Annotated in this window: 9 protein-coding genes; 1 reads left to right on the top strand and 8 read right to left on the bottom strand. The window is 67.8% G+C overall.

Annotated features, from left to right (window positions below):
* Positions 1-82: 82 nt before the first annotated feature.
* The 8 genes from HHX37_RS27760 to HHX37_RS27725 all read right to left on the bottom strand — a co-directional run bounded on the left by HHX37_RS27760 (position 83) and on the right by HHX37_RS27725 (position 9227).
* Positions 83-949 carry a glycosyltransferase domain-containing protein gene (locus HHX37_RS27760; protein ID WP_182887354.1) on the bottom strand — a complete coding sequence of 289 codons (867 nt, stop codon included), beginning with the start codon at positions 947-949 and terminating at the stop codon, positions 83-85.
* Positions 950-996: 47 nt separating this feature from the next.
* Positions 997-2082, bottom strand: a complete 1086-nt coding sequence (locus HHX37_RS27755) for an FAD-dependent oxidoreductase (RefSeq protein ID WP_182887353.1) — start codon at positions 2080-2082, stop codon at positions 997-999.
* A gap of 179 nt (positions 2083-2261) precedes the next feature.
* Positions 2262-3386: a DegT/DnrJ/EryC1/StrS family aminotransferase gene (locus HHX37_RS27750; RefSeq protein WP_182887352.1), complete on the bottom strand. Its 1125-nt coding sequence runs from the start codon at positions 3384-3386 to the stop codon at positions 2262-2264.
* The gene (locus tag HHX37_RS27745) at positions 3383-4645 is read right to left on the bottom strand and encodes a glycoside hydrolase family 30 beta sandwich domain-containing protein (RefSeq protein ID WP_220503211.1); all 1263 of its coding nucleotides are present in this window, start codon (positions 4643-4645) and stop codon (positions 3383-3385) included. Before HHX37_RS27745 ends, HHX37_RS27750 begins: the two co-directional genes overlap by 4 nt.
* Before the next feature lie 167 nt (positions 4646-4812).
* Positions 4813-5559 (bottom strand): class I SAM-dependent methyltransferase, encoded by a 747-nt coding sequence (locus tag HHX37_RS27740; RefSeq protein ID WP_182887350.1) that lies wholly within the window; start codon positions 5557-5559, stop codon positions 4813-4815.
* Between the two features lie 381 nt (positions 5560-5940).
* Positions 5941-7050: a ParB/RepB/Spo0J family partition protein gene (locus HHX37_RS27735; RefSeq protein ID WP_182887349.1), complete on the bottom strand. Its 1110-nt coding sequence runs from the start codon at positions 7048-7050 to the stop codon at positions 5941-5943.
* Positions 7051-7318: 268 nt separating this feature from the next.
* A complete protein-coding gene (locus HHX37_RS27730) occupies positions 7319-8038 on the bottom strand; it encodes a formyltransferase family protein (protein ID WP_208759071.1) in 720 nt (239 codons plus the stop codon).
* Positions 8039-8072: 34 nt separating this feature from the next.
* Positions 8073-9227 (bottom strand): hypothetical protein, encoded by a 1155-nt coding sequence (locus tag HHX37_RS27725; protein WP_182887348.1) that lies wholly within the window; start codon positions 9225-9227, stop codon positions 8073-8075.
* A gap of 405 nt (positions 9228-9632) precedes the next feature.
* Here HHX37_RS27725 and HHX37_RS27720 point away from each other — a divergent pair, with 405 nt between their 5' ends.
* Positions 9633-12389, top strand: coding sequence for an AMP-binding protein (locus tag HHX37_RS27720; protein WP_182887347.1), 2757 nt, complete (start codon positions 9633-9635; stop codon positions 12387-12389).
* The last annotated feature ends 33 nt before the right edge of the window (positions 12390-12422 follow it).

Here is a 12422-nt window from a genome sequence, read left to right as displayed (position 1 = left end):
ATCGTCAGACGGTGGGCCGGTGCGTGGTCCACGCCTTCCCGTGCGCGGCCGGGACGATGTCCGGCCGTCGAAGGCCACCGGCTCAGATACGCACGATCTGGCCGGGGCGCACCGGCGTGGGCCCGGCCGCGTGCGCGACACTCAGCCACTCGGGCAGCTGCTCCGTGTCCAGCAACTCCAGCGTCGCGGCCTTGGTGATGGAGCCGGCGAAATGCAGGTGCGCCGCGCCGCTCGGCACTTCGAGACGGGCGAGCAGCTCGTCGCGTTCCCTCTGGTAGGCGTCGCTCTCGACCCCCCGCTCCGCGAAATCGTGCACGTCACGCATCACTTCGCTGTAGACCACGTCGGGGATCACCGGTCCGAAGCACTCGAACATCGCCGCGTCGTGGTCGATGCCGACCATCTCCCGTTCGAGGAGGCTCACCAGGGTCCAGTGGTACTGGTCGCTCCAGCCGAACTGCTCGTGGTACCGGTAACCGTGCGCCTGCAGGTGCACGAGCAGCTCGAACTGGTCCGTCGGGGCCTTCGCGTACTTGACGCACAGGTCGTGGATGTCCCCGGCGGGTCCGATGAGTCCGCCGGTGTTGATGTACGGATACCGGCCGGCCGGCGGGCCCGGGTGCAGCGCCATGCCGACCGGGCCCAGCGGCCAGCTGTTCAGTTCGCCGCTGAAGACGACGGGCTGGCCGTACCGCTCGTAGCCGGCTTCGATGTGCCGCTGGCCGCGGATGAAAAGGGCGTCGTACGCGTCCGTGACGACGACGAGTTCGTCGCGGGCGGCGACGCGGAGGAGCTGTTCGGCCAGCATCCGCCGCTTGTCGGCGAATTGGTACGCCGACTGTTCGGGGTGCAGGACGACGAGTTCGAGGTCGACCGCCTCGCAGGACGGATTGAGAAGGCGGACGAGAAATGGATGCGTTAAATCGGTTGCTACAGTGATTATCTTCATGATCGAGTCAACATCCTATTCGCCTTGACTGCCAATCGGGCAATTACCTACAACGGGCGGCTCGCCGCGGTGGGATCCCCGACGATTCGCACCACTTCACGGGCGGCGTCGACGCATGTGGATATCTTTCCGGAGAACACGGACGTCACCCGCTCGTTGATTCTGTGGACCAGCGTCGGTCTGGCGTCGGTGTCCTCGACGTGCGGGAGCACCGCCCGGATCGTGAACAGCGATCCCATGTGATCGGCCTCCTCGATTCCGACGAGGAACTCGGACGCGCCGGCCACGAAGAGGGGGAAGTTGGTCGGCGACGGGTTGCGCCGCAGCCCGTTGTCGACCAGGCCGATCAACGGCTCGGGTACCAGCGGCAGCAGACCGACCGTCGAAGCGTGGATGGCGTGCGCGACGTTGCCGAAGAGGAACGTGTCGGTGCCCGCGATGGGGTCGATGCACATGAACGGCCCGTCGAGGATGATCAGGCTGGTGTCCCGGTACTCCGGCGGCAGCTTGACCACCGGCTTCTCGCAGACCTCGAACTTGTACTGCATGGCACGGCCGGGGATCGTGGTCTCGATGTGGTTGAGCGCGGCGTACGTCGCCAGCACCACGTGGTCGAAATCCTCCAGGTCGGACAGCTCGACCGGAGCTCTCAGCCGCACCTCGACCAGGCTCCGCCGGAGTTTGCGCCAGCACAGCCCCCTGAGCCGTTCGACGTCGATGCCGGATTCCTCGACCCGCAGGGAGATCTCGACGGATTCGCGGCGCAGGAAGGGAGGGTACTGCTCGTAGTACTCCAGGCCCATGTTGTCCAGGAAGCCCAGGAACGTCTCCGCGTCGACCAGGCTCTTCTCCCGCGCGATCGCCACGTACCGCCGGCACGACGACACGACGCTCTCCGGGAACTCGGCGGCGAAGGACCCGACGCCGTCCAGCACCGAGCGTGCCGTGTCGATGCTGCGCGGATAGTGGTAGCCGCGATGCAGGCGCCGCTGATTGGTGCTGCTGGCACCCAGCAGCAGGTCGCTGTTGCGTTCGAACAACACGACGTCGTAGCCTGCGCGGTCAAGATGGAGAGCCGACGTGACGCCGAAGATGCCACCACCGACGACCGCGACTCGTGCACCGGCCTGCACCGTCCACCTCCTGGGCTGATCCTCGTGAATGCGCGGTTGTGCAACGCCCGCTCCTGCTCCTGCCGTCGATCGACCGTCCGCGGCGTTCGGCGGTGCCGCGGACTCCGTGCCTTCGCCTGACGACGGACGCGCCCGATGATGGACGCGCCCGAAGACGACGCGCTTATGGGTGGACGCGCCTATCGATGGACGCGCCTCGCGCTCGACTCCGCCTCGTGGACCGCGTCCGCCACCGCCGCCTGCTCGGCGGCCGTGATGCCGGGAAACATGGGCAGGGACAGACACTCCCGGGCCAGTGCCTCGGTGTCGGCCAGCCGCCGGCTGTGGTCCGCCGGCGCATAGGGGTGCATCGGCGGCAGCAGGTGGACGGGAGTCGGATAGTGCACCGCCGTGGCGATTCCCCGAGCCCGCAGCGCCGCACGCATCCTCGTGCGATCGGCGCCGGAGACGACGTAGAGGTGGTACGCGTGCTCGACGCCGGTGGCCTCGGTGGGCAGATCCAGGTGTGACCGCGCCAGGAGCCGGCCGTACCGGGCCGCCGCCTCGCGCCGTGCCCGGATGCACCCGTCCAGGTGGCGGAGCCTCACCCGCAGCACAGCGGCCTGTACGGCGTCGAGGCGCCAGTTGTACCCCACGCGCACGTGGTCGTCCCGGTCGGCGCGCCGGCCGTGGTCGCGCAGCTCCCTTATCCGGTCGGCGATGTCGGCACGGTCGGTGGTCACCGCGCCCGCGTCGCCCACCGCCCCGAGGTTCTTGGACGGGTAGAAGCTGAACGTCGTGGCGTCGGCCAGGGATCCGACCCGCCGGCCGTGGTACGACGCGCCATGCGCCTGGGCCGCGTCGCAGATGACGGTCAACCCGTGCCGCCGGGCCACCTCCGTGATCGGGCCGATGTCCGACGGATGGCCGTACAGGTCCACGGCCACGATGGCCCGGGTCCGGGAGGTTACGGCGGGCTCCACCGCGTCGACGCGCATGGTCCGGTGCCGGGGATCGATGTCGACGAACACGGGCACGGCGCCGACGTGGACGATGGCGGCGGTGGTCGCCATGAAGGTGGCGGACACCGTGATGACCTCGTCACCGGGGCCGACCCCGAACGCGAGCAACGCCGCCTGCAACGCGGTCGTACCCGAACTGACGCCGACGCAGTGACCGGCGCCGCAGTATCGCGCGAACTCCCGCTCGAAGGCCGCGACCTCGGGGCCCGAGATGTACCTGCCGTCTTCCAGCACCTCGCGCACGCGGGACCAGACCTCGTCCCGTGGCATCGACCGAGCCAGATCGTTGAACGGAACCTTCATCTGACTCCCGCCACCCCCGGTCCCCCTGGTACCACGATCGTCAGCAGCGCCCGCGGCGGAACGCGCACGGAGATCCCGGACTCGGCCGGGCGAGCCGTCTGCGTCCGGTCCAGCGAGTGGGAGGAATCGGTGAGGTAGGCGGCAGCGCCCGCCCACGACGCGTACGGGCCGGCTGAGACGTCCACGTCGAAGGGCTCGTGGCCGTCGTTGAGCAGCTCGACGACGCGGGACGAGTCGGGATTCTCGAAGGCGGACACCTTGACGGCGCCATCGCTGACGTGGGCGGAGACCCGCCTGGCGCCCGGACGGATGAACCTGCTGAACGCGGCCACCGCCCCCAGCCGCTTGGAGACGTGGAACCGCTCCCCGTCGATGCGGATCAACGCGCGGGTGTCGGCGTCCGGTGACGCTCCGAACCAGTAGATGTAGGCGCTGACGTCGGCCATCGTCAGGCAGTCGTGGATGTTCCGCGCGACGGCGATGCCGTCGGTCGGGTCGCCGCTGTCCCACCGCGCGTTCCAGCCGTCGCCCAGGACGTCCGGGGACCACTCGGTCATCCAGTTCGGCCGCCGCGTCGGCAACGGGCTGCGCGCCATGCGTTCGTGCTCGTTGGCCCGGCTGCCGTACTGATGGGCGCCGTGGATGGCCACGCTGGCGGCGGCCAGCGGGTCGGCCTCGATCGCGGCGGTGAACTCCGCCTGGAAGTTCCAGCCGAGCGAGTCGCAGCAGACGACGTTGAGCGGCAGCCCCTGGCCCTCGACAGCACGACCCACGACCTTGGCGAGGTCGACCATCTGCTCCGTGTTCAGCTGCATGGTGGCGTACGGCCTGGCGATCTCCGGTTCGTTGGCGAAGCCGAGGTCGGTGATCCGGATCCCCTCACTGGCATAGAACCGGACATACTGCAGGAGGTACTCGGCGTAGCATTCGCGCCAATCGTCGCCCGCCGGCAGGACCCCCGGCAGGCCACGCAGGGTGCCGCCGTCGGCGTCCGAACCGTTGTCCTTCATGTATCCCGGGGCGCTCCACGCGGAGGCGTAGAACCGGCTGACCCCGTACGCCTGCGCCTGCTTGGCGAGCCACACCTGCCCGCTGTCGTCGCCGTCCCAGACGTACCGCGGCGGCGCCGCCGGACCGCCTGGATCCGCGGGCTGGATGGACCTGTGGTTGGGATAGACGCCGTCCGCGGAGGAACCGATGCACAGTCGCAGAATGCTGAGGCCGGCCCCGGTCGCCGGGCTGAGGAGCAGGTCGAGCACTTCCTGACGGGAGGACTTGGGCAACTCCCGGATGACGGCGGCTCGCTGGAAAGCCTGGCAGAAACCGAAGCCGTGGATCTCCTGATGCTTTGTGCCGAAATCTACCCTCGCCTCGAGGGACAATTCATCACCTCCGTCTTCCACAGCCCCGGCCGGGAATCGGCGCCTCACAGGCTGAAGAAGATCATCGAGTTGTAGTCTTCCCAGTGCAACGCGTTGATGCCGAGGCTCTCCCGAAGTGCCGTCAATCCGGCGAAACCCACGTCTGGCAGTGCGCGTGCCGCGGTGAAGCACGGAATCCCCTGCTCCGCCAGCCAGCGGCACAGCACGATGCTCTCCTCGCCCCAGCCCCACTCGTCGGGCCACTTGACGATGTCGTGCACGCTCACCTGGGCCCGCGGAAACCGCGGCAGAATCTCCGCCAGATACCATTCCGCGAACTGCGCGGAATGATCCGAATCCAGAAACAGATAGTCGGCCGACTCGGGCAACGCCGCCGTCGACTCGCGAACGTCCCCCTGGTGGAAGTGCCAGCGATCCGCCGCGAGATCCGCCGGGACGTTCCGGACGCTGTCGTCGACCAGATCGTAGGAGTGCAACCGGCCCGTCCCGTTGTCGGCGAGCGCCCGCAGTATCCACGAGGTCGACCAGCCGCTGCCGCTGGAGATCTCGACGACGTTCTCCGGGCGCGACTGCCGGATGCGCAGGTACGTCAGCTCCGCCTCGATGTCGCAGACCTGCGGATCCAAACCCTTGGACACCCAATTCGCGTACAGCCGCCGCTGACGCTCTCTGGCCTCTTTCAAATCACGCTCGAAGCGGTGGTAAAGGCCCCGGCTGCGCTCCAGTTCACCATCCGGAAAAGAGACCTTCGCCCATATCTCCTGCTGGTACTCGCGGGTGATGTTATGCACGGTCTGCCCCCAATATGAAGATCGAACGGGAAATACGTGACATGGACGGCACCCTGGATCGAACAGCGGCAGGAACCTTCACCGGTCCAGGTGAACGCATATCCGATCAAAATGTCAATCCGGCGGTGCGTCATGACGGCGAAGTCGGAGCCTCGGAATTCGCCGGGCTTGTTTGGTCCGGCCATGCGATTGATACTGGTCCCGATATGCGGCGGGCACGGCTACGAGTTGGAACCGCCGCCGGCCGGACTCCTGGACAGGAGGTGGCCGGCGCCGGGTCACCCTGGACGCGTTCCACGCCCGGCGCGGCCTTGGTCGCCGCCTCGGGCAGAGCGTTCAACTGGCAACAGCTTTCGGTTGAACGCCGAAACTTTCGGTCTCTCAGGCGCCTGGCGCGCTCGACTCCAACTGCTCCGCGAACTGCATCCAGGAGTCGGCGACCTGGCGTGCGTAGTCGGCGACGGCGTGTGCGCAGTGCTTGGGCACCGCCTCGACCTTGTCCTCCCACTCGAGGATGCCGATTCCGAGGCTGGACAACCGGCGCAGCAGGACGCGGCCGGAATCCGTGTACCGAAGAGAGGGGTCTTTCATCAGCATCTTCAGGATGTCCGACGCCTCTTGAGCCGCGCGCCTGCCCTGGGCCCGGCGCCGTGCCGGCGACGACGTGCCACGGGACACGTCCTGCGCCGCGGCCTCCTCCTGGACCGGCGACCCGGCCGGTGGCTCCTCGCACTCGCCGCCCAGAGCGGCCGGCGCGGGGTCCTCTCCGCTCATGAGGCGTCTGCGCACGTCGAACGCGGTGCCAACGGAGATTCCCGCCTCTTTCGCCACCCGCCTGATCGAGGCGTCCGGATCCGCGCGCAGGATCTCACCGGCCAGGATGCGTCCCTCGGTCCCGTCGAGTGGCCTCAGTCTGCCGTCCCGTCCGATCCTGCCCCGCGTTTCGGGGATCCGGTCCGCGAGACGTGCCCGGATCGCGGACACCGTCTTGGTGGCGATGCCGGTCGCCCGCGCGATGGCGCGGTCCGACCACTGCGGATGGGAGCAGACGATGCGTTCGGCAGCGGCTTGACGGTCGGCCCGGGTGAGCGGCAGACCGTGCTTGATGTTCGCCGCCACCGCCAGGACGAACAGATCGTGGCCCTCCCCGTCCTCGACGAACCGCACTTCGATGGTCTCGGAGCCCCGCAGCACGGCCGCCTGGAGCCGGTGCATACCGTCGATCACCCGCATGCTCGGCCGGTGGACGATGATCGGGGGGAATTCAGCCTCGGATTCAGCGAGCATACGCGTGTGTTCGGCGCTTTCTCCGGCTAATCTGGGTGAATCGGCCGGGAGAAGCGCGGAGATGGGAACCACGAAGGTCGAACAAGCGTCGGAAAGAAGATTCCGGGCCAAGGCGCTCTGTTTCTGCTGGGCTTCCTGTTTTTTAGTGACCACGAGCAGATATACCCCCGCGCAAGACGTGATACTGTCTTTGCATGCCCGCATGAGCGATATGGAGATTTCCCATATTGATCATGCCGCGTCGAAAGCGTAATAAGATCGTTGACCATCCGTCAAGTGACCTGTTTGACGAAGGGGAGAGCGGTTTCATCGCCTCCCGCCGCCACCGTGCGTACGAGAGGCCCCCGGTCGGGCCCTGCGGGCGTCCACAGAGCTTCCCGGTCCTCCGCCGAAGAATTACGCTGGCCTCACGGCCGCGCGGCGCTGCCAGGTGATGCGGGCCGGAGACACGATCGGACGCGTCCTCGTCTCGTCAGTCCGCAGGGCGGGCGCCGTGGTCGACCAGTGCCCAGCGATCACTGATGACCTGGGCGGAGGACGCGGCGGTGAGAGCGCCGAGTTCGGGTTTGAACAAGGGCAGGGCGTCCATCGCCGGCTCCCAGGTGGCGAGCGCCTCGTCCTGCGGAACCTCGATGCGCACCCCCCGTTCGAGGTCGCGCAGGGTTCGCAGAACCAGCCGGATGCCGAGCGGGGCGAGCAGTTCCCGCCACAGGTACTGCGCATCGACGCCCGGCGGCACCAGAACGTGCTCCTGAGCCGCGATGGGGCCGGCATCCGTCCGTTCCGTGAGGTGGTAGACCGTGCCACCGCTCACCCGGTCGCCGTCCCGTATGGTCCACCTGATCGCGTCCCTGCCTCTGTGCAGCGGCAGGAGGCTCGGGTGGTACCCGAGACTGGCCACCCTCGCCCGGGCCCGGGTCGCCCGCCCGATGAACGCGTGCGAATGCGCGGCGAGAACGACGTCCGTGTGCTCCGGAATCTGATGCGCACGGAGCAACGCGGCCGGGACCCACGGAACACGCCGGGGACACGCCCAGGAGCGCAGCCTGTCCCAGGCCAGGGGGTTGTCCTCGTCCCCGTGGCGCGCCTTCAGGGGCGGCGAGGAGACACCGACGATCTGATGCCGATCGGCCTGAAGCGCCTCCGCCATCGCGGTGGCGAACCCTCCCTGCCCGGAAAGGAAGATATTCACGACTCCACCTCCTGCATGACCTGTCACCGAAGAGCTAGGGACGCCGATCGCTTCCTGACGCACATCCGATTCCCGCTTGGACCCGCGCGACGACGTCCTCCAGTACGCCGGATCCGAGAAACCCCTCTTTGTACTGGACCCGAGCCAGACCATGGCCCGGGGTGCGGTCCACGTAGAATTTCAGGTCGTCATACGTGCGCGCGCTTCTTGTGGGCACCCACTGCCATTCCGTACCCTCCGGACGGAAAAGCGTGGTGTCCGACACGATGACGCGTGGGACCCTGCGCCGCTTGAGTTCCGCGTTGAATCCGGTCAGCTCGCTGGCGTCGAAGCGGCCGGAACTCTCCAGAACCTGTCGCCGGCGGCGCAGGCCGGGCGGTCCGTCGCTCTCCAGTGCGGCCACGTCGACGATGAGCGGTTTGATCTCCACGAACGGCCCCGGCGCGGCGCGGAACGTCCTGTGCGTGTACGGATAGTGGAGCACCACCTGGCTTCCGGCCCACGGCGCCAGCGCCCGGGCGACCGACGCCAGGACCTCGTCGAAGGTCAGGCCGTCCCGGAGCGCGAATTGGCGGGTCCGCGCCCCGGCGATCAGTGGGATCCCGCGGATCCCGGGTGTCGCCACCTCGCCCAGCGCCTTCTCGACCGCATCGAGGTCGGCGCGCGGCAGGTCGTCGAAGCGCCGGTGGTATTCCGGCGTCTCAGAGAAGCCTCCGGAGGACATCGCGGTCCGGCGGCCGAAGTAACCGCGTATCCCGGCGAAGAGTTCCGCCGCGTCCCGTGCGTCGGTGGAGAGATGATTCAGCTTGCAGAAGAGCAGGGACTTTCCGCCCTCGACGAGCTGGAGCCGGACACGCAGCACCTCGTTGAGGGCCAGCGGATGCGCATTGTGATAGGACGTCGCAGCTTCCGCGATCAGGTCCGGATCGTCCGGCAAAGGGTGCCGGCCGACCTCGAACCCTGTCGTCACCGATTCCTCGGGGATATCCAGTGCATACGCGAGGGCGCGGGTGACACCCGTTCGCCTGATCATGGCGAGGAATTCGAACCGCAGCGCCATGGGATCGCCCCGGACATCACCCAGGTAAGCCGCGCGATGATTGATATCGCATTCGAGGTTCAACTGAGAGGAAAATCGGTGAATCTCCCGAAGGGTGGGAGGCGCACCGCCGCGCAGGGCGTATTCCACTGGCCTTCCCTCATTCTCCAGCCGGACAACTTCACGTGACACTAGGCAGCCGGTTTCGGAGCTGTCAACGCACGCGGGATCCCCGTCGTTCAGCTCTTACGTGTATCGGCCGATCCTGCTACGTTTTCAACACCGCCATGCGAACAATGTTGGAGGCCGGCCCACCCGCGCTTCCGCCTCCACTTCACCCCGACCGGCTCCTCCTGGCTGAACCTGGTCACCGCCCTTCTGCACGTGAAGTGACCAAATTCCTGTGGTCCTGCCGAAAGGCCGAGGCCCGAATACTCATCGATTCAACGGCGACGGCCGGCTCAGGTTGCGGCTCGAACAGGGAGCTTCCGAGGCCACTCAATCTCTCGGATCACCGGACACACATGTGAAAGGCTTGCCAAGTAGATGTTGCGCATGTCTGAGATCATCGAGCAAGCGCTGTGGCGCCATCCTGGCCTTCCTGCTCTGACCAGCGGGAACGTGACCTACGACTACACGGATCTGCACCTGCTGTCCCAGCGCGTCATCGCCCGGTTGAGCCGCAGCGCCCGGCCGGGACAGCGGGCCGTCATCGTGGGAGACCACAGCCTCGCCAGCGTCGTCTGGGCGATCGCCACATTGAGATCCGGGCTGATATACACACCGGTTCATGCTCTTTCCCCCGTCGACCGGCTCAGCCAGGAGATCCGCTGCGCCAAGCCGGCCGTCGTCGTGTGCTTCGACGAGGAGCTCGCCGGCACCCTGCGCCGGCTGACCGACGCCGAGGTGATCGTCGCGGGTCCGCTGGAGCGGATCGCGGCCGACGCGCCTGAGGCGCCGACGCTTGAGGACACCCGGGAACCGATCGCCTACTCGATCTTCACCTCGGGCTCCACCGGAGAACCGAAACTGGTCGACGTCGGCCACCGCGGGCTCGAACCGCTCTGCCGGGCCCAGACCGCGGCGTTCGGCCTGCGCCCCGGTCTGCGGGTCCTCCAGTTCTCCTCTCTCGCGTTCGACGCCTCGATCTCGGAACTGGTGGCCACGCTCTACGCGGGGGCCACGATCGTCGTCCCCGACCGTACGGATCGCTCCTGGCTGGGCGCGGTGAACGACTGCCTGCTCGCGCGCCAGTGCGACCTCGCCACGCTGCCCCCTTCGGTGTACGCCAGACTGGCCCCCGAGGCCGTCCGCACGCTCTCCACCGTCGTCTTCGCCGGCGAGGCGCTGACCGAGCCGGAGTGCGAAAGGGCGCTCAAGCACGCCAGGGTGTTGAACGCCTACGGCCCCACCGAGGGGACCGTGTGCTTCTCCATCGCCGAAGTGATCGAGCACGTCGGTGACATCGGTACCCCGATCGACGGGTACGGCCTGCGGATCTTCGACGCGGAGACCGGGCGGTACGCCGATTCCGGCACGGGAGAGCTCGTCATCGTCGGTCCAGGCGTGGCCCTCGGCTACCACGGGGACGGCGAAGCGACGGCGAGCCGGTTCCGCACCATCGACGACGCTCCCGCGTACCACACCGGAGACCTCGTCTCCTACGCGAACGGGCGGCTTTCCTACATCGGCCGTACGGACGACCAGATCAAACGTCTGGGTCACCGGGTCAACCTGACCGGCCTCGAGACCCGTTTCTCCCAGGGACTCGGCTTCCGTGTCGTGGTACTCGTCGCGGGCGGGCGCCTCGTCCTCGCCCATGTCGACGGACCCGGCGAAGCGGAGATCATGGCGCGTCTGCGCCGGCTCGCGCCCATGTGGGAGCTCCCCGATCTCGTCGTGCGGCTTGACGCCATGCCTCTGACGGTGGGTGGAAAGGCAGACAAGAACGCCATAGCCTGCTTGATCGGTGACGAGCACGGCCGGAGGCTCTCCCCGGACGTGGTCACCGAACCGGATGTGACCGACTTCGATCGGGTCCGAGGGATCGCCGAAGAGCTGCTCGGACAGGCACTCGATCCCGACGCGTCCGTCTACGACGCGGGCGGCGGGTCTCTGACGCTCGTCTCCCTTCAGGTGCGGCTTGGCGAGTACTACGGCGAGGAGGTCGTTCAGGCGGCGTTGGAAGCGCTTGACTACGACTTCACCGTCAACGGTTTCGTCGCGGCGCTCAACGGAGGCCGGGATCCGGGGAGCAGCACCGTCGCGTCCGTGGTGCGTGCCGCCGAGAAGGAGCTCGACGCCTGGCATGTGGCGTTGGTCACGCGCCGGGCCGGAGCGGAGGGCGATCGGCGACGCGTACTGATCACCGGCGCGTCCGGTTTCGTGGGCGGACGTGTGCTCGACCGCGCGCTCGATGTCTTCGACCACGTCTACGTCGCCACCACCGGCGTTCCGGAAGCGCTGCCGGCGGTACACGCCAAGCGGTGGGGGCGCGGAAGCGAGGACTACCGGACCGTCGACGTCGTCACGTTCGAGGAACTCGGAAGAGCGGCGGAGAACGGAGAACTCGACTTCGGCGCGGTCATCCACTGCGGATACGAGGTCAACCACCTCCTTCCGCTGGAACGGCAGGTCGCGACGAACGTCGCCGCGACGAAGCGGGTGGCCCTCGCGGCGTCCTCCGCGGGGGCCGGCAAGTTCGCGTTCCTCTCCGCCGCTTCGAGCGGAGCGCTGTTCGACCCGGTGACTGTGGAGCGTGTCGCGGCGGTCCCCGAGCCGTATTCGCAGTCGAAACTGCTGTGCGAGATGTATCTGGACGAGCTGACCAGGGCAGGTTGCGCGGTCGACGTGCACCGGATGTCGCTGGTGTACGGCCACGGCCCCCAGGAAGGGGGCTTCCTCCGCAACGACAAGTACTTCCAGCTGCTCCGGCACGCGCGGAAGATCGGCGCGTTGCCCCGGCTCGTCGGCGGCCTGCCGGTCTGCGATGTCCGGACCGTGGTCGACAGGGTCGTCACCGGACTCGCGCACCCGGAACCGACGAAACAGATCATCGTCGATGACATCTACGACCTTGAGCGACTGGCCCACGCGATCGGCATCGGCGCCGCCGACGTGCTGGAGTTCGATCAGTGGTGCGAGGCCGTGAGCGCCGCCGGCGTGTCGGACCCGCGGTGGCTCGCCGCGATCCGCGCGGCCGGGCCGAATCTCGGCCCGATCGACGGGCCGCACACCCTTACGAAGGGATCCCTCCTCGAAGAACTGATGCGCGTGCACGGGAACGGAGAGCACGTGCTCATCCGAGACTGAGCCTCCGGGGGGCTCCCCCTCAGCAGGGCCACG

The organism is Microbispora sp. H10885, from assembly GCF_014161415.1.
Lineage (GTDB): Bacteria > Actinomycetota > Actinomycetes > Streptosporangiales > Streptosporangiaceae > Microbispora > Microbispora triticiradicis.
This window is presented reverse-complemented; position numbering and strand designations above follow the sequence as displayed.